Genomic DNA, 16955 nt, shown 5'->3' with positions numbered 1-16955 from the left:
CAAATGAAAAAGAAAATTACAATTATAGGTTCTGGTTTCTCCGCATTGTCTGCAGCTTGTTATTTAGCAAAAAGTGGGCATGAAGTATTGGTTTTTGAAAAGAACAATACAATAGGAGGTAGAGCGCGCCAACTTAAAAAAGAAGGTTTTACTTTTGATATGGGACCTAGTTGGTATTGGATGCCCGATGTTTTTGATCGGTTTTTTGCCGATTTTGGTAAAAAAACAACAGATTATTACGATTTGATAAAGCTTTCACCTGCCTATAGCGTTTATTTTGGTGTGGATGAATTTATTGCCATTGCAGATAATTTAGACGAAATTGTTGCAACATTTGAAAGCATAGAAAAAGGAAGTGGCAAAGTGCTATATGCATTTATGGCTGAAGCCAAAAGTAATTATGATATCGCTATAAAAGATTTAGTGTACAGCCCTGGTGTTTCTCCTCTTGAATTAGTAACAATTGAAACGACTAAAAAGATAGGGCAGTTTTTTAGTACTATCAGTCGGGATGTTCGAAAGAAATTTAAGAATGAAAAGCTCATTCAAATTCTCGAATTTCCAGTTTTGTTTCTTGGTGCAAAACCATCTAATACACCTTCTTTTTATAGTTTTATGAATTTTGCCGATTTTGGTCTAGGAACTTGGCATCCTAAAACAGGAATGTTTGATGTAGTGAGAGCTATGGAAAGTTTGGCAACAGAATTAGGTGTTCAGTTTTTCGTTAATTCGAATATAGAAAAAATTATTGTCGAAAATAAAACTGCCAAAGCCATTGTGGTTAATGGTAAAAGAATTGATTCGGATTTGGTTTTAAGCGGTGCCGATTACCATCATACCGAAACATTATTAGATACAGCGCACCGACAGTATTCTGAAAAATATTGGGAAAGTCGTGTTTTTGCGCCTTCATCATTGTTGTTTTATGTGGGATTTAATAAAAAATTAAAAAATGTGTCGCATCACGCGTTGTTTTTTGATACTGATTTCAATCAACATGCAAAGGATATTTATGACGATCCAAAATGGCCTGATGCTCCATTATTTTATGCTAATTTCCCGTCGGTGACTGATAAAACGGCTGCTCCAGAGGGAATGGAATCTGGATTTTTTTTAATTCCATTAGCACCTGGAATTAATGATTCCGAAGTTTTAAGAGAGGAATATTTTGATAAAATAATGCTTCGTTTTGAACAACTTACAGGACAAAGTATAAAGAATAATATTATATTTAAGGAGTCCTTTTGTAAGAATGATTTTGTCGAACAATACAATTCTTATAAAGGAAATGCTTACGGAATGGCCAATACTTTATTACAAACGGCTTTTTTAAGACCAAAACTAAAAAGCCAAAAAGTTCGTAATTTATATTTTACAGGGCAACTAACCGTTCCGGGACCTGGAGTTCCTCCAGCATTAATTTCCGGAAAGTTAGTTTCAAATTTAATAGACAAACAATTTCAAAAAGGATAGTTATGAAGCAATTATTTGACGATGTTTCCTTCAAATGCAGTAAGTTAGTGACTAAGGACTACAGTACTTCATTTTCATTGGCGGTATATATGCTTTCGCCAAGTATTAGAGATGCCATTTACAGTATCTATGGTTTTGTGCGCTTTGCTGACGAAATTGTAGATTCTTTTCATGGATTTGACAAAGAACACCTAATTAATGATTTCGAAATCGAATACTATAAAGCCTATCGCTCAGGAATTAGTTTGAATCCTATTTTAAATTCATTTCAGCATACGGTCAAGCAATACAATATTTCAGACGATTTAATTCAGGCTTTCTTGAAAAGTATGAAAATGGATTTAATCAAACAGGATTACAATTCAAAAGCGGAATACGAAGAATACATCTATGGTTCTGCCGATGTTGTGGGTTTAATGTGTTTGAAAGTTTTTGTAAAAGGCAATAATCAAAAATACGAACAGTTAAAAGACGAAGCCATGCGTTTGGGGTCCGCTTTCCAAAAAGTCAATTTCCTTAGAGATTTAAAAGACGATAATTTAATTCTCAATCGCAATTATTTTCCAGGAGTCGATTTGAAATCTTTTGATGAAAAAGCCAAAAAAGTCATTATCAACGAAATAAATGAAGATTTCCGAATTGCTTATCAAGGAATTGTAAAATTGCCTATTGAAGCTAAATTTGGCGTTTATACCGCTTATGTGTATTATAAAAAATTGCTCAAAAAACTCGAAAATACGCCTTGTAAAGAAATAGGAAATAGTAGAATTCGGGTTTCTAATTATACTAAAGCCACACTTTTAGCCCAATCTTTTGTGACTTATAAGTTGCGATTGGTAGAATAAATAATGATTTAAAGAATAAAAAATGATTTCATTTTTAATTACAATAGCTGTTTTTCTCTTCATGGAATGTGTCACTTGGTTAACACATAAATACGTCATGCACGGATTGATGTGGTATTTCCACGCCGATCATCACCAGCCGAAATATGAAAATGTTTTTGAGCGCAACGACATCTTTTTTGTCATTTTTGCCATCCCCAGCATCGTCCTTTTTTATTATGGAGTTGAAGGCGGAATTAACTATTTATTTTTTATCGGATTGGGAATCACACTTTATGGATTTTGTTATTTCATGATTCACGATGTCTTGATACACCAGCGTTTCAAGTGGTTCAAGAATACAAAAAACAAATATCTGGTAGGTTTACGAAAAGCACATAAAGTGCACCATAAACATTTAGGCAAGGAAGATGGCGAATGTTTTGGGATGCTTTTTGTTCCTTTCAAATATTATAAAATGTAGCATTATTTGGGCGTGCCCTTTTAGAAAAAACAAGAAAAATGTTTTTCCTTAAAGGTCAGGCTATTCGTTACAATCTTTTATTTCGTTGCACTACATAAAAGGATTTTCACTTCTATCCTTCACGCAAACTCACTTTGTAAAAAAATCATGAAAGTATATTCAAAACAATCAGTTCAATATGTAAATGCTTCTATCGAAGAATGCTGGGCATTTTTTTCCAGTCCACGCAATTTGCAAAAAATAACACCGCAATCTATGGGCTTTCAAATCACTGATTTTGATGAGAAAAACATGTATGCGGGTCAAATCATTCAGTACAAAGTTTCGCCACTTTTAGGAATCAAACTACCTTGGGTTACTGAGATTACCATCGTAAAAGAAGGACAGTATTTTATAGACGAACAACGTTTTGGACCTTATGCTTTATGGCATCACAAGCACTTTTTTGAACCAACCGAAAATGGTGTAAAAATGACTGATTTAGTGCATTATGCTTTACCATTGGGTTTTATCGGACGCATCATGAATACTTTGGTGGTTAAAAATAAACTCAAAGAAATTTTTGAATATCGTGAGCAAATAGTAAATCAAATATTTAATACGAAGTGATGAGTAAAACAGCTGTTTCTTTTTTTTGGTTTCGACGTGATTTAAGGCTTGAAGATAATATTGGTTTATTTCAGGCTTTACAATCTGAATTCCCAATTATTCCTTTGTTTATTTTTGATGAAGCTATTTTAGATAGTTTGCCTAAAGATGACGCTAGAGTAGGGTTTATTCACGAAACTTTATCAAATATCAATAAGGAATTGCAGTCGCTAGGAAGTTCACTTTTGATAAAAAAAGGAAATACTCAAGAAGTTTGGCAATCACTTATTCAAGAATATGATGTCAAAGAAGTCTTTTTTAATAAGGATTACGAACCCTTTGCCATTCAGCGAGATGAGGCTATTTGTCAATTATTAGCCGCCAATCAAAGCATTACATATTCTTTTAAAGATCAAGTCGTTTTTGAAGAAAAAGAAGTCACTAAAGCCGATGGTTTGCCTTATACGGTTTATACGCCTTATAAAAATAAATGGTTGGAAAAGTACCATCAGGAAAATCCATTACGAGAATATGAAACTTCTCCATTCTTTTCTAATTTTTATAAAAGTGATTTTAGTTTTCCTTCATTGGAACAAATTGGATTTATACAAAGTCCTATAAAAGTACAGCCGTATGTACTTGATAATTTAAGTAATTATCAGGAAACACGTGATTTTCCAGCGGTAGATGCTACATCTTATTTGTCGCCACATTTGCGTTTTGGAACGGTAAGTGTTCGAAAAATGGTCAATTTTGCAGCCAAAACCAATGCTTTTTTTTTAAGCGAATTGATTTGGAGAGAGTTTTTTATGCAAATTCTATATCATTTCCCAAAGGTGGTGACACAGAATTTCAAATCAGCTTATGATGGAATTCAATGGCGTAATAACGAAGAAGATTTCAAACGATGGTGTTCGGGAACAACAGGTTATCCTATGGTTGATGCAGGAATGCGGCAGCTCAATGAAACTGGGTATATGCACAATCGTGTTCGAATGGTAGTGGCGAGTTTTTTATGCAAACATTTGATGATTCAATGGCAATGGGGCGAAGCTTATTTTGCCCAAAAATTATTGGATTATGATTTGTCAGCCAATGTGGGAAACTGGCAATGGGCTGCCGGAACAGGTTGTGATGCTGCACCTTATTTTAGGGTTTTTAATCCTGACATTCAACTGAAAAAGTTTGACGAAAAAGGCATTTACATCCGAAAATGGATTCCCGAATTCGATTTTGGTTACGGCGAACCGATGGTTGATCACGCCTTTGCAAGAGATAGAGCGATTGCTACTTATAAGGCTGGAATATTGAAATGATATTCTAACATATAAATCATCTAAGTTTATCAATATTGGAATAGTAAAATTAGTCGTAGATATAAGTTCGTTTAGTTTTAAAACTTAATTTTCTTAATTTCTTAATGGTTTTAATAAAGGCTTTTTTTTTGTAAAAACTCATATGACTTATATGTTTAATTTATTGGATTAATTTCTTCAACATTCCCTCAAAAATAAACCCATGAAAAGGTAAAACGGAATACCAGTACAATTTTCCCCAAATCCCCTTAGGTCTAAATGTAGCCGATTGATACAGCGTATTTCCAATAATTTTGAATTCAAGCCAAGCTTCTCCAGGGAGTTTCATTTCGGCAAAAAGAACTAGTTTCCCCTTTTCTTTATCGGCATACAAAACCCGCCAAAAATCCAATACATCACCAGAATGAATGCTGTGTTTATTGGTTCGTCCTCTTCGTAAACCCACGCCGCCAAATAATTTATCGATAAATCCTCTAATATTCCACAGCCAATTTCCATAATACCAACCTGTTTCGCCACCTATTGACCAAATTTGATTGATAGTAAAATCACGGTTGATGATTTCTTTTTTGCGTCTGTCTATGTAACAATCTTTTTTAGGAACTTTTAGGTATTCACTAAGATTGTTTTTAAATCGTCCACTTACTAAGGAATCCTTCCAGCTTGATGCTACTTGATCTTCTTCTACTTTTAGTAATGCTTTAGATAATGCTTTTTCATAGGACATCGGTTGGACTTTTAATAATTCATTGATTGTAGAATCCTTGCATATTACTTCCACTTTCATGCTGCTTACTAAGGCAGATGCTAATTTGTAAGATGTTGAAGTTACAAAATACAACCAATAAGAAGATAATTTAGGAGTCATAACAGGAACCGTAAAAATCCAACGGCGTAATTTCTTTGCTTTTGCAAAACCTAAAAGCATTTCTTTATAAGTGAGGATGTCAGGACCACCAATATCAAAACTTTGATTATAAGTAAGTGGATTTAATAATGATTTGGTCAGAAACTCCAAAACATCATTTATGGCAATAGGTTGGCATTTGGTATTGAGCCATTTGGGCGTGATCATCACGGGAAGTTTGTTGACTAAATCCCGAATAATTTCGAAAGAAGCACTTCCAGAACCAACGATAATTCCTGCTCTTAGAGTAGTCATTGCAAAAGTTCCCGAAGTGAGAACATCTTCTACTTGTTTCCTAGAGGATAAATGTTTGGAAAGCGATTTGTCATTGACAATTCCACTAAGATAAATAACTTGTTTGGCTTGAGTTAGATTGACTCTTTCTACAAAGTTTTCAGCCGAAATACGTTCTAATTGATCATAATTATCCGAAGAACTGGACATGGAATGAATTAAATAATAAGCGGCATCAATTGATTCAGGAATATTTAATAAGCTTTCTTTTTTTAGAAAATCTACTTCAATGACTTCTATATTGTCTTTGAATTCAATTGGAATATAAAATCGATTTTTATCTCTTACACAGCATAGCACATCATGACCTTGCGCAACTAAAATAGGCAAAAGTCGTTTTCCAATGTAGCCTGTTGCACCTGTTAAGAGAATTTTCATGGTGTTAAATCTTAAATGTTACGATGCCGTAGTCCATTTCAAAAATTTGTCCTGAAATTGATTTTGCCTTTTCTGAAATTAAAAAATTAGCCATTTCTGCTACTTCTTTAGGTTTCAAATAGCCTTTCATAGGATGACGTTCCACCATCATTTCTTTCATTCTATCGTTTCTTAAAATAGTTGCCGAAAGTGAGGTTTCGGTAATAGTAGGGGCAATGGCGTTGATTCTTACGGATGAAGCTAATTCAGCTCCTAAGGTTTTAACTAAGCCTTCAACTCCAGCTTTGGCAGTGGCAATACTAGCATGAAAAGGCATTCCCAGTTTAGCTGCCACCGTACTAAATAACAGAATGGATGGACTAATTCCTTTTTTTAATTGCGGTAAATAGTTTTGTATGCATTTTACTGCTCCAATGACGTTGATTTCAAAATCATTTCTAAAATCATCGATACTTAAATTCCCGATGGGTTTTAGGTTGATGGAACCCGGACAATAAATTAGGGTATCAATAATTTCAATCTCTGGAAGTGTATCTTGCAGTACATCCATCGAGTAATGTATTAGGTTCGGGTGCGTAATCTCAGGGGCATTTCGGCTAATATTATAAATAGTATTGTTTGCTAATTGTTGCATTAAAATAGCATTTCCTATTCCTTTACTTCCACCTATGATTACGATGTTTTTCATGTTAAAATCTCTTTTGTTGTAATTTATCTCTTCGAAATCTTATTGTTGTTTATTTGCCTCTGTCTGCTACATTTAAAACGTCCATCAGTAAAATTTCTTAGTTTTTCATGTTTTGTTTTTCTGCCTTGAACTCTTTCGCGCCACATTCTAAAACTAGACGATTTCATTTCAGCACGCATCAAGTCAATTACCTCTTGTTCTTTTAGTCCAAATTGCAACTGAATAGCCTCAAAAGTAGTTCGGTCTTCCCAAGCCATTTCAATGATGCGGTCTTTGTCTAAATCGCTTAGTTCTTTTTTCATTAGGAATACTTTTGGTATTGATTTACGTCAATTTTTGCTTTCAAATCAAACATTAAATTGTACAGACCAAAAAAGGTTCGATTCATATAAATAAAATGTTTGGAACCTCTATTTCCGTTCATTTTTTTAAGATTAGTGTCTTTAGAAAAACGTTCTCCTAGCTGAGCGATGTTTTCAAAGAATACTTCATCCGAAAAATCAAAAGTTTCCGTTTGGAAAGGTTGGGTAAACAAAGACAACAAATCATAAAACATTTGAGTGAAATAGCTGATTTCTTCTGGAGAATCGTCTGTTCTAAGGATTTCTAATTCAAATAGTTTTTTTCTAAAAAGCTCTTGGTTGTCAATTACGTCTTTATTTACCAATTCAAAATAAGGAACATAAAAGTCATTTGGAATGCTTTTGATACAACCAAAATCGAGTGCAACCAATTCATTTTGCTCGTTAATCAAGAAATTTCCAGGATGCGGATCGGCATGAACTTTTCTAAGAATGTGAATTTGGTACATGTAAAAATCCCATAATGCTTGACCAATTTTGTTGGCAATTTCCGGATTAGAATTTTTAAATTCAGATAAATGTTTTCCGGTCATCCAATCCATGGTAATGATTTTCTCTGACGAATATTCAGGATAATATTCGGGAAAAACTAAATTGTCAATTTTTTTACAGGCTTTTACCACTTCCTGACTTTGTTTAAGTTCCAGTAAATAGTTGGTTTCTTCAATCAGTTTGTCTTCGACTTCTTTGAAATATTTATCAGAATCTTTTCCTTGCAAATTAAACATTCGGATAGCAATAGGTTTTACCAAAGCCAGATCGGATGAAATACTGTTGGCAACCCCAGGGTACTGGATTTTTACCGCTAATTTTTTATTGTTTTTTACTGCCAAATGAACTTGTCCAATACTGGCTGCATTGACTGAATTCGGATTGAATTCGTCAAAAATCTCATAGGGTGTTTTTCCAAAATTGGATTTGAATGTTTTTAATACTAATGGCGCTGAAAGCGGTGGAACCGAAAATTGAGAAAGTGAAAATTTCTCAACATAGGCCTGAGGCAAAAAATTCTTGTCCATACTGAGCATTTGTGCCACTTTGAGTGCGCTGCCCTTCAAACTTTTTAAGCCGTTATAGATGTCTTCGGCATTTTCCTCATTTAATTTGTCCCGATTTAAATCGGAATTCACCATTTTTTCGCCATAATATTTCAAATAATTCACTCCCACCTTAGCACCTGTCTGGACTAGTTTAGTGGCACGCTCAATTTTTGAAGTTGGTATATAATCGATGGTTTTCATTAGCTGTGTTGTATTTTTTCTTTAAAAATAAATTTTCCAAAATCGATTAAACTGTTCAGGGGCGCTACATTCATCAAATCGAAACTTAGTTTTACGGATTTTTCAATGTAGATGTCTGTTTTTTCAAAATTGGGAGAACCGTCTTCTAACCAAAATTTTAGGGTTAGTAGGAATTGGATCCAAGCACTTTCCTGAATAGCATTTTCCTGAAAATCTTTTATTTTTTCTTGTTGCATCCGTACTTCATCCGTGGTGATAGCAGCAATATATTTTTTGAAATTAGTCCTTAAGCTAGAAAGCTGCATCAGGTTTTTAAGTTGGTTTTTATCTTCTTTTAAACTCATGGATACATAACTTCTGTTAGCAGCTAATAATTCGAAAAATGTAAAGTAAAAACTCAACAACTTACTCTTCATGTCATAGGATTCGTAATTGGAATCTTTATGCAATAATTCTATGGTTTTTTCTAAAAAGAGATTGTAAATTTCTTTTTCAATGCTTTCTAAGTTTCCAAAGAAATTATAAAATTCCGATTCCGAAAAGCCATTCAATTTTGTGAAAAGGTAGACTGATTTTGGCTTTTCATTGTGCTCTAAAGTATAATTCATATACATAGAAACAATAGCGTCTTTTGTTATTATTGTTTTCTTAGTTGCCATTTTTTAAAATTTTAGATATTGATTATAAAGATAATGAATTGTTTAACTATTATATGTTAATGTTAAACAAAATGTTTTTGTATATTTGAATTGAACACAAAATAAAGAGTGATGAAGAAAAATATTTTGATAACTGGAGGAACTGGTTTTGTGGGCAAGCATTTAACACGGCTGTTAATTGCTAATGGATATTCCGTTTCGATTTTAAGTAGAAGTAAAAAAAAGAATACCGATGCTGTTTTTTATTATACTTGGGATGTAGAAAAGCAATGGATAGAAGATGAAGCTATCCAAAATGCAGATTATGTAATTCATTTGGCTGGAGAAAATATAGCGGGAAAACGCTGGACTGATAAAAGAAAAGAATCTATTCTATCGAGTAGAGTACTTTCGACGCAATTAATTTATTCTTCAGTGCAAAAAAGTGATAAGAAACCTGAAGCTTTTATTTCTGCTTCGGCTGTTGGTATTTACGGAGCAATTAATGGTCGTGCCATTTGTACCGAAGACATGCAGCCTGCCAATGATTTTTTAGGTTTAACATGTCAAAAATGGGAGGCTGCGGCAAAACCATTTGAAAAACTAGGAATCAGAACAGTTAAAATTCGTACGGGTTTAGTGTTAGGCAAAAAGGAAGGTTTGCTGGCCAAATTAAGCCCTGTTTTTAAGTTAAGATTGGGATCGGGATTAGGTTCTGGAAAACAATACATGCCATGGATTCATGTGGAAGATTTGTGTAGAATTTATATTGAAGCCATTCAGAATCCGAAAATGCAAGGCGCTTATAATGCTGCAATTACTGATGACACTACAAACGAATTGTTTTCAAAAACTTTGGCTAAAGTTTATGGATATGCTATTTGGCTACCTAATATTCCATCTTTCTTAATAAAAATAGTTTTGGGCGAAATGGCAAAAATAGTTTTAAAAGGCCGGAGAATATCCAATGCAAAATTAGTTGCTGTAGGATTTCAATTTAAGTATACTAATTTAGAAACAGCTTTAAAAGATTGTTTGTCCAAATAATATTATTGGAGTTCAACATTCAAGTCTACATTAACATTTTTAGATACTTTACTGCGAACAATATAGGGAATGTCAATTTTAAAATCGTCGGTATTTAAGTTGAATTTTGATTGGATTACAATAGTGTTTTTGGCTGTTTTAGAAAGCCGTGCAAGCACTCTAATGTTTTTTGTTACACCGTGTATTGTAATTTTTCCTTTGAGATAATATTCCGTTAAAATATCGTTGATTTTTTGATTAGAAAACTTTTCAATTTCTCCTTTAAATACTGCCTTTGGATATTTTTTGCTCTCCATGTAATTGGCATTGAAATGATCTTCCATCAAACTTCTTTCAAAATGAAAGTTTTTTATCATTACAACAAATGTAATATTTCCGTTTTTTGTATTTAAAAAACAATAAACCTGATTGTTTTTAGCTTCCACAGCTTCATAAAAGGGTACCGAGGCTTCAAAAGTAATGCTGCCATTAGTAGTCATTTTTTTATCTTGAGCCACTAATGATACACTGAAAAAAAATAAAAAGGGAAGTAGAATTTTTTTCATGACAGCATTTTGTTTTCTACTTAAAGTTAGAAAAAAAAGTGTAAAAATCCTAATAAAAAACTGGCTAAGTATAGGTAGAATAACGGTTTTTTATGCTTTTTGTCTATAATAAAAATGAAAAGAAAAAAAGCATTTGCTTATTGAATAAAAAAGTAAGAAAGCTTTTTTATAATTAATTTGTTTTTATGATTTAAAAATGGTTATTCAACTCAATTATCATCTTTTTTAGCTCGAGCAATGATGCTTTCCGGAAGTGCTTTTTTGGCTTTGGCTCCCATTTTTTTTAGTTTCTCTACTCTTGTAATTAGGTTTCCACTTCCGTCAACTAATTTATTCATAGCGCCACTGTATTCTACTTTAGTTTCGTCTATTTTTTTACCAATCTTGATCAAATCGGCCACAAAACCTTCAAATTTATCGTACAATGCGCCTGCTTGACGAGCAATTTCTAATGCGTTTTCCTGTTGTTTTTGGTTGGTCCACATACTGTCAATGGTACGTAAAGTGGCCAAAAGTGTTGCAGGAGTAACAATGACGATATTTTTTTCGAAAGCTTTATTATACAATGCCGTATCTTCGTTTAAAGCAATGGCAAATGCAGGTTCAATTGGGATAAAAAGCAATACAAAATCAGGACTTTCAATTTGGTATAAATCCTGATAATTTTTGTTCCCTAATTGCTCCACGTGACGTCTGATAGAATTAACGTGTTCTTTTAAATAAGAATTTTTTAATTCCTCATCGTCTTCGTTAATGTATTTTTCATAAGCTGTCAAAGAAACTTTAGAATCGACAATCATCTTTTTTCCATCAGGCAAATTGATCACAACATCAGGAAAAACACGATTACCTTCATCGGTGGTGAAACTTTGTTGCACTTCGTATTCACGACCTTTTTCTAAACCTGATTTTTCTAAAACGCGTTCTAAGACTAATTCGCCCCAGTTTCCTTGCATTTTGCTATCGCCTTTTAAAGCTTTGGTTAAATTTAGGGTTTCCTTACTCATTTGAATATTCATTTCGCGTAAGCCTAAAATTTGTTGGCGCAAAGCCGCATGATAATCAATGCTTTCTTTATGAGTATCTTCGACTTTCTTTTCGAATAATTGAATTTTATCTTGCAAAGGTGTCAAGATATTTTTCATGTTTTCCTTATTCTGTTCGGTGAATTTATTCGACTTTTCGTCTAAGATTTTGTTGGCTAAATTCTCAAATTCTTTGGTGAATTTTTCCTGTAGTTTTTCTACCTCGTCTTTTTGTTCTTTATTGCGTTCCCAAAGATTTTCAAAATCAACTTCTTTTTTCGAAAGTTGGATTGCTAAACTGTCTTTTTCGTTTCGAATGGCTTCTTTTTCCAGATTAGTATTTTCTAATTGTTTCTCGAAATTGTTTTTTTCGTTAGCAAATTGTTCTTTCAACTGATTGATTTGTGATGTAAGAGCAATTAATTTCTCTTCTAGACTTGTTTTTTCAGACTGAAAACGAGCAGAGAAAATTAATTTTCCAATAAAAATACCAAGTCCTAGTGCAATGATAAATGAAAACAGAAAAGAGAGCATATTTAGCATAAGTATAGTTTATAAGTAAAGTAAGCAAAAATAAAGATTAAAGCCGATTTTGTGTCTTTTTTATTTCAATAGAATAACTTTTTTTTAAAGTTTTTTACGCAACCTTTTCAAATATTCTTTGTCTTTATCAATATCAAGCAACTGCTGTTATGAGAAAAGTGATTCGGTATTTTTTTATCCTTTTTTTATTGTTTCTGTCTTTTTGTTCCCTCAAAAACGACCGAGAGTATACTCCCAATTCACTTACCATTGTAGGTACTTGGTATTGGCAAAAATCTAGCGGAGGCTTTAGCGGAAAAGAGGTGGTAACTCCCGAAAGTACTGGCGTGGATAAAAAATTAGTTTTTGATACTCATGATGAAGTGAAGGTTTTTACCAATAATATTGAAACAGGAAAATACAGCTATACAATAACTATGGGGAAAAGTATTTTTGATGCTAAACAGCATTATTTGTTGAATTTTAATGGAATGAGCTATGTGATTCAGTATATAGATAACAAAAGTTTGAGTATTCAGGACAACTTTGTGGATGGTTATGTTTTGACTTATGTAAAGTAATTAAGAAGAAAGAATGTTTAAATTTGTTAACGTCAAACTGTTTTAAGAGTTATTTTTTGAAAGAACCATTAGACCATTATATTCAGCTGTGTATCGAAAATGATAGAGGAGGACAACAGAAAATTTATCAGTTGTTTGCTCCTGTATTGTATGGTTTGTGTATGAAATACATGAAGAACGAAGAAGATGCTAAAGATGTCTTTCAAGAAGCATTTGTAATAGCTTTTCAAAAAATAGGTCAATATCGATTTGAAGGCAGTTTTGAAGGCTGGTTGAAGCGTATTTTTATAAATAAATTGATAGAAACATTAAATAAAAGAAAACGGGATTTTCTTTTTGTTGATGAAATTTATCAGGAAGATATAGTTGATGATGAATCAGAAATAGACAGCTTTTCAATTCCCCAGGAAAAATTATTAGAATGCATCCAACAATTGCCCAATCAATACCGATTGGTTTTTAACTTGTATTATTTTGAAAAAATGAAACACAAAGAAATTGCCATTGCATTGAATATTTCAGAAGGCACCTCTAAGTCTAATTTAAATAGAGCAAAAACTAATTTGCAAAAAAAAGTTTTAGCATTAATGGCTTCTAAAAATGTATAAGTAATGTTTGGATTTCGATGAAAGAAATGCAATAAGATGAGATTATGAAAAAAGACGATATAGAAAAACTGTTTTCTTCACTAGAAGATTTTTCTAAAGTTCCTCCAGACGAATTGTGGAAAGGGATTGAAGAAAAATTAGTTGCTCCTAAAAAGAAAAAAAGAACGCCATTTTGGTGGCCGATTGCTGCAAGTTTGGTTGTTGGTTTAGGACTTTTAGCTACTTTTTATTTTAATTCTGATGAAGGGAATTCCTTAAAAAACATTCCTAGTTCATCTGAAAAAGGAGTGGTAAATCAATCCAGAGGAATCAATGCTGTTAGAGACGGAGATAATCATGTTATTAAAGAATCTGAGCAAAAAGAGAATAAACAAAATAAAGAGGAATCAATACTAAACGGAGTAGTAACGAATAAGGATAGAAAAGATAAAAAAGTAGCAACACCATCTTTAATTTCAAGCACAGATAAAAAGCAAATTTCAAAATCAACGAATGATTTACAAGAAACAATTTATAATAGGAAATCTTCTGTTTTAGCCAATGAAAATCATACCTTGGTAGAATCAGAAGTAAATGAAGATTTGCTAAATAAAACAACTACAGAAACTAAGAATATTACAGGAAAAGCTATTGCTGATACAAGTACAAAAGAAAAATTAGAGACTGTTAACATCGAAGAAAATGCTTTGGCTGTGTTGGCTAAAGAACAACAAAAGAAAGAAAAAACAAACACCGTTGCTGATAAATGGTCGTTGCAAGTTTTTGCAGGAGTCAACAGTTCGCAGAATGTAAAGAATCAAAAGTCATTAGGAAATACTATAGAATCTCAAAAAGGATACAGCTATGGTATAAAAACTAATTATAAACTCAATCGTAAATGGGCTGTAGCAACAGGTTTGAAAATTAGTGAATTGGGTCAGCAATTGGCTAATGTTTCCTATGTGAATTCGGCTCAAAGTTTGGTTACCACTTCTAGAGCTCCATTTTCAGGATCTAAAGAAAAAGGTAGTATTTCAACAAATTCTAATTATGTATTTATTGAGAATGCACATGATAATTCTAAAAATGCACTAACAAATAGTTTTTATGAAACAGGAAATTTATCTCAAAAAGTCCAATACTTACAAGTGCCTATGGAAGTTTCTTATGTGCTTTTAAACAAAGGAAAAATCCAGTTAAACTTGAATACAGGAGGATTTGTGGGTAAAGTAATTTCAAATGAAGTTTTACTCGATGATAGTTCGATAGGGAAAAATTCAGATGTAAACGAAGTGATTTTTGGTTCAGTATTGAGCAGTTCTTTGCAATACGAATTGTTTAAAAAAACAAAGGTTTTTGTTGAGCCTGGAATGAATTATTATACTAAGCCAGTTGAAAATCAGAATTTCAATCAGTTTCAGTTGCTGTTTAATTTTGGTTTAAATGTTTCTTTTTAATTGATTAGAAATACTTTGAGACTGCCGCTATTTGTGTATTTTTGCCCCAAATCTACTTTTTTAGTATGTCGCATCAGCATTTTATTCTTCATAAACCATATGGTTATTTAAGTCAATTTATTTACGAATTGAAACGAAAAAAGAAACTATTGGGAGAATTATATGATTTTCCGCAAGGTACGATGGCTATTGGTCGTTTAGACGAAGATTCGGAAGGTTTGTTGTTGTTAACTACCGATGGAAAAGTGAGCGAGCAAATTCGTTCCAAGAAAGTCGATAAAGAATATTTTGTTCAAGTGGATGGAATCATTACTCAAGAAGCTATTGAACAACTTAAAAAAGGAGTTGAAATAGGTTTTAATGGAACTAAATATAAAACCAAACCTTGCGAAGCTCGATTAATTCTAGAAATTCCTAATTTTGGCATTCGAGGAAAAAAAATCCGTGATGAACGTCATGGTCCCACTTCTTGGGCTTCAATAACCATTAGTGAAGGCAAATTTAGACAAGTAAGAAAAATGACTTCGGCTGTAGGATTTCCTACTTTACGTTTAGTACGTGTTCGAATAGGTAACGTATATTTGAATGATTTAAAAACCGGTGAAGTAATTGAAGTTGAGAATTTCAATGTCAAATAATCAAATTAACAAATCAAAAAATGCTTAATATTGTTTTAGTAGAACCTGAAATCCCAAATAACACTGGTAATATTGGTCGTTTGTGTGTGGGAACTGAAAGTCGTTTGCACCTGATTCATCCTTTTGGATTTGTGATTAATGATAAAAATTTAAAACGTTCCGGTTTGGATTATTGGGTGCATTTGGATGTGACTGAATATCAAAATGTAAGTGAATGGCTGGAGCAAATTTCTGATAAATCACGCGTTTTTTTAATGAGTTCTCATGCAGCGAATTCCTATTTGGAAAATAATTTTCAAGATGGTGATTGGTTGGTTTTTGGAAAAGAAAGTGTGGGATTAAGTCAAGAATTTTTAGATTTATTTGATAAAGAAAATCAATTAACGATTCCGATGTCAGATAAAATCAGGAGTTTTAATATTGCTAATTCAGTAGCTTTTGTAGTTGGAGAAGCGAAGAGACAGATTTTTTTGAAGTAATCAGTATTCAGAAGGCAGAATTTAGATTTCAAAAATTAGAAAATCTTAGTGTTCTTTGCGAAAAACTTTGCGCTCTTTGTGGTTAAAACCAAAACTAACTAATTACAAATTTTCCTTTTGTTTCATCAAAAACAATATGCTCATCTTTGAATAAAGTATTAAAACTTCCTTTTGAAATAAAATTACAAGGCTCGTCTTGAACAACATTACCGGGAGTCATGATAATCATTTCGTCACTTAATTGAATTGCCATGTCAATATCATGCGTAGAAAACAAAATGCATTTTTGAGTTTCTTGAGTAAGTTTTTTCAAAAGTTTAAATAAGGCTACTTTATGCAGTAAATCCAAATGCGTAGTAGGTTCATCTAAAATGATGAGCGGAGTATCTTGTGCTAAAGCTCTTGCTACAAGAACTTTTTGTAATTGTCCATCACTAATTTCGAAATGTTTTTTGGATGCCAAGTGTTCAATTTGTGTAAGCGCTAAAGCTTCATTTACCTTTTTTATATCTTCTTCACTTAGCGTTCCAATCCAGTTGGTATAAGGCTGTCTGCCTAGAGCAACCAGCTCAAAAACGGTTAAATTACTGGGAGGTAATTTTTCGGTTAGTACTACGCTTAAGTTTTTGGCTAAAGCCAAAGCATTTATCTCATGGATGTTTTTTCCGTTTAATAAAACGCTGCCAGCCATTGTTTTTTGTATGCCAGTAATGGTTCGCAATAAGGTTGATTTTCCAATACCATTGGCACCAACTAAGGCAATGAGTTTTCCCTTTTCTAAGGTCAGGTCAATAGCCGAAGCAACAATATTCTGTTCTTTTTTATGGCTGTAGCCGATGCTTATTTGTGTAGCTTGTAATATGATATTGGAAGTACTCATT

19 protein-coding genes are annotated in these 16955 nt (G+C 32.7%); 11 read left to right on the top strand and 8 right to left on the bottom strand.

Annotated elements, in window-relative coordinates; translation table 11 throughout:
• Positions 1–3: 3 nt before the first annotated feature.
• From crtID to AC4FRF_RS13410, 5 genes are all read left to right on the top strand, one after another.
• Entirely contained in the window at positions 4–1473 is a 1470-nt protein-coding gene (crtID, locus tag AC4FRF_RS13430) for a bifunctional phytoene desaturase/3,4-desaturase (RefSeq protein ID WP_491160068.1), read from the top strand.
• Between the two features lie 2 nt (positions 1474–1475).
• Entirely contained in the window at positions 1476–2318 is an 843-nt protein-coding gene (locus AC4FRF_RS13425) for a phytoene/squalene synthase family protein (RefSeq protein ID WP_491160067.1), read from the top strand.
• A gap of 22 nt (positions 2319–2340) precedes the next feature.
• Positions 2341–2781 (top strand): sterol desaturase family protein, encoded by a 441-nt coding sequence (locus AC4FRF_RS13420; protein WP_491160066.1) that lies wholly within the window; start codon positions 2341–2343, stop codon positions 2779–2781.
• 147 nt (positions 2782–2928) lie between these two features.
• Entirely contained in the window at positions 2929–3390 is a 462-nt protein-coding gene (locus AC4FRF_RS13415) for an SRPBCC family protein (protein ID WP_491160065.1), read from the top strand.
• Entirely contained in the window at positions 3390–4685 is a 1296-nt protein-coding gene (locus AC4FRF_RS13410) for a cryptochrome/photolyase family protein (RefSeq protein WP_491160064.1), read from the top strand. The genes AC4FRF_RS13415 and AC4FRF_RS13410 overlap by 1 nt, the downstream gene beginning before the upstream one ends.
• Before the next feature lie 160 nt (positions 4686–4845).
• Here AC4FRF_RS13410 and AC4FRF_RS13405 read toward each other — a convergent pair whose 3' ends face one another.
• From AC4FRF_RS13405 to AC4FRF_RS13385, 5 genes are read right to left on the bottom strand one after another with little or no spacing between them, the layout of a single operon-like run.
• A complete protein-coding gene (locus tag AC4FRF_RS13405; protein ID WP_491160063.1) occupies positions 4846–6264 on the bottom strand; it encodes an SDR family oxidoreductase in 1419 nt (472 codons plus the stop codon).
• A gap of 4 nt (positions 6265–6268) precedes the next feature.
• A complete protein-coding gene (locus tag AC4FRF_RS13400) occupies positions 6269–6952 on the bottom strand; it encodes an SDR family NAD(P)-dependent oxidoreductase (RefSeq protein WP_491160062.1) in 684 nt (227 codons plus the stop codon).
• Positions 6953–6975: 23 nt separating this feature from the next.
• Positions 6976–7254, bottom strand: a complete 279-nt coding sequence (locus AC4FRF_RS13395) for a TIGR03643 family protein (RefSeq protein WP_491160061.1) — start codon at positions 7252–7254, stop codon at positions 6976–6978.
• Entirely contained in the window at positions 7254–8555 is a 1302-nt protein-coding gene (locus AC4FRF_RS13390) for an ABC1 kinase family protein (RefSeq protein WP_491160060.1), read from the bottom strand. The genes AC4FRF_RS13395 and AC4FRF_RS13390 overlap by 1 nt, the downstream gene beginning before the upstream one ends.
• Positions 8555–9214: a TetR family transcriptional regulator C-terminal domain-containing protein gene (locus tag AC4FRF_RS13385; RefSeq protein ID WP_491160059.1), complete on the bottom strand. Its 660-nt coding sequence runs from the start codon at positions 9212–9214 to the stop codon at positions 8555–8557. Before AC4FRF_RS13385 ends, AC4FRF_RS13390 begins: the two co-directional genes overlap by 1 nt.
• 111 nt (positions 9215–9325) lie before the next feature.
• On the opposite strand from AC4FRF_RS13385, the gene AC4FRF_RS13380 reads away from it, so the two are divergent.
• The gene (locus AC4FRF_RS13380) at positions 9326–10240 is read left to right on the top strand and encodes a TIGR01777 family oxidoreductase (protein ID WP_491160058.1); all 915 of its coding nucleotides are present in this window, start codon (positions 9326–9328) and stop codon (positions 10238–10240) included.
• 2 nt (positions 10241–10242) lie between these two features.
• Here AC4FRF_RS13380 and AC4FRF_RS13375 read toward each other — a convergent pair whose 3' ends face one another.
• Entirely contained in the window at positions 10243–10785 is a 543-nt protein-coding gene (locus AC4FRF_RS13375; protein ID WP_491160057.1) for a YceI family protein, read from the bottom strand.
• 209 nt (positions 10786–10994) lie between these two features.
• Entirely contained in the window at positions 10995–12353 is a 1359-nt protein-coding gene (locus AC4FRF_RS13370; protein WP_491160056.1) for a DNA recombination protein RmuC, read from the bottom strand.
• 149 nt (positions 12354–12502) lie between these two features.
• On the opposite strand from AC4FRF_RS13370, the gene AC4FRF_RS13365 reads away from it, so the two are divergent.
• The 5 genes from AC4FRF_RS13365 to AC4FRF_RS13345 all read left to right on the top strand — a co-directional run bounded on the left by AC4FRF_RS13365 (position 12503) and on the right by AC4FRF_RS13345 (position 16074).
• Entirely contained in the window at positions 12503–12913 is a 411-nt protein-coding gene (locus AC4FRF_RS13365) for a hypothetical protein (protein WP_491160055.1), read from the top strand.
• Positions 12914–12969: 56 nt separating this feature from the next.
• Positions 12970–13521, top strand: a complete 552-nt coding sequence (locus AC4FRF_RS13360) for an RNA polymerase sigma factor (protein WP_491160054.1) — start codon at positions 12970–12972, stop codon at positions 13519–13521.
• Between the two features lie 44 nt (positions 13522–13565).
• Positions 13566–14957 carry an outer membrane beta-barrel protein gene (locus AC4FRF_RS13355; protein ID WP_491160053.1) on the top strand — a complete coding sequence of 464 codons (1392 nt, stop codon included), beginning with the start codon at positions 13566–13568 and terminating at the stop codon, positions 14955–14957.
• A 65-nt stretch (positions 14958–15022) separates the two neighbouring features.
• On the top strand, positions 15023–15595 hold the full coding sequence (locus AC4FRF_RS13350) for a pseudouridine synthase (protein ID WP_491160052.1): 573 nt from the start codon (positions 15023–15025) through the stop codon (positions 15593–15595).
• Positions 15596–15615: 20 nt separating this feature from the next.
• On the top strand, positions 15616–16074 hold the full coding sequence (locus AC4FRF_RS13345; protein WP_491160051.1) for a tRNA (cytidine(34)-2'-O)-methyltransferase: 459 nt from the start codon (positions 15616–15618) through the stop codon (positions 16072–16074).
• A gap of 94 nt (positions 16075–16168) precedes the next feature.
• Here AC4FRF_RS13345 and AC4FRF_RS13340 read toward each other — a convergent pair whose 3' ends face one another.
• Entirely contained in the window at positions 16169–16954 is a 786-nt protein-coding gene (locus tag AC4FRF_RS13340) for an ABC transporter ATP-binding protein (protein WP_491160050.1), read from the bottom strand.
• Position 16955 lies beyond the last annotated feature (1 nt).

It is taken from the genome of Flavobacterium sp. ST-158 (genome assembly GCF_058309975.1).
Note: the sequence above shows the minus strand (reverse complement) of the source record. Positions and strands in the feature narration are given on the sequence as shown.

What these genes read in the sequence shown, in the direction of transcription:
- crtID (WP_491160068.1), top strand. Translation starts at nt 4, where the DNA reads ATGAAAAAGAAAATTACAATTATAGGTTCTGGTTTCTCCGCATTGTCT.
- AC4FRF_RS13425 (WP_491160067.1), top strand. Translation starts at nt 1,476, where the DNA reads ATGAAGCAATTATTTGACGATGTTTCCTTCAAATGCAGTAAGTTAGTG.
- AC4FRF_RS13420 (WP_491160066.1), top strand. Translation starts at nt 2,341, where the DNA reads ATGATTTCATTTTTAATTACAATAGCTGTTTTTCTCTTCATGGAATGT.
- AC4FRF_RS13415 (WP_491160065.1), top strand. Translation starts at nt 2,929, where the DNA reads ATGAAAGTATATTCAAAACAATCAGTTCAATATGTAAATGCTTCTATC.
- AC4FRF_RS13410 (WP_491160064.1), top strand. Translation starts at nt 3,390, where the DNA reads ATGAGTAAAACAGCTGTTTCTTTTTTTTGGTTTCGACGTGATTTAAGG.
- AC4FRF_RS13405 (WP_491160063.1), bottom strand. Translation starts at nt 6,264, where the DNA reads ATGAAAATTCTCTTAACAGGTGCAACAGGCTACATTGGAAAACGACTT.
- AC4FRF_RS13400 (WP_491160062.1), bottom strand. Translation starts at nt 6,952, where the DNA reads ATGAAAAACATCGTAATCATAGGTGGAAGTAAAGGAATAGGAAATGCT.
- AC4FRF_RS13395 (WP_491160061.1), bottom strand. Translation starts at nt 7,254, where the DNA reads ATGAAAAAAGAACTAAGCGATTTAGACAAAGACCGCATCATTGAAATG.
- AC4FRF_RS13390 (WP_491160060.1), bottom strand. Translation starts at nt 8,555, where the DNA reads ATGAAAACCATCGATTATATACCAACTTCAAAAATTGAGCGTGCCACT.
- AC4FRF_RS13385 (WP_491160059.1), bottom strand. Translation starts at nt 9,214, where the DNA reads ATGGCAACTAAGAAAACAATAATAACAAAAGACGCTATTGTTTCTATG.
- AC4FRF_RS13380 (WP_491160058.1), top strand. Translation starts at nt 9,326, where the DNA reads ATGAAGAAAAATATTTTGATAACTGGAGGAACTGGTTTTGTGGGCAAG.
- AC4FRF_RS13375 (WP_491160057.1), bottom strand. Translation starts at nt 10,785, where the DNA reads ATGAAAAAAATTCTACTTCCCTTTTTATTTTTTTTCAGTGTATCATTA.
- AC4FRF_RS13370 (WP_491160056.1), bottom strand. Translation starts at nt 12,353, where the DNA reads ATGCTAAATATGCTCTCTTTTCTGTTTTCATTTATCATTGCACTAGGA.
- AC4FRF_RS13365 (WP_491160055.1), top strand. Translation starts at nt 12,503, where the DNA reads ATGAGAAAAGTGATTCGGTATTTTTTTATCCTTTTTTTATTGTTTCTG.
- AC4FRF_RS13355 (WP_491160053.1), top strand. Translation starts at nt 13,566, where the DNA reads ATGAAAAAAGACGATATAGAAAAACTGTTTTCTTCACTAGAAGATTTT.
- AC4FRF_RS13350 (WP_491160052.1), top strand. Translation starts at nt 15,023, where the DNA reads ATGTCGCATCAGCATTTTATTCTTCATAAACCATATGGTTATTTAAGT.
- AC4FRF_RS13345 (WP_491160051.1), top strand. Translation starts at nt 15,616, where the DNA reads ATGCTTAATATTGTTTTAGTAGAACCTGAAATCCCAAATAACACTGGT.
- AC4FRF_RS13340 (WP_491160050.1), bottom strand. Translation starts at nt 16,954, where the DNA reads ATGAGTACTTCCAATATCATATTACAAGCTACACAAATAAGCATCGGC.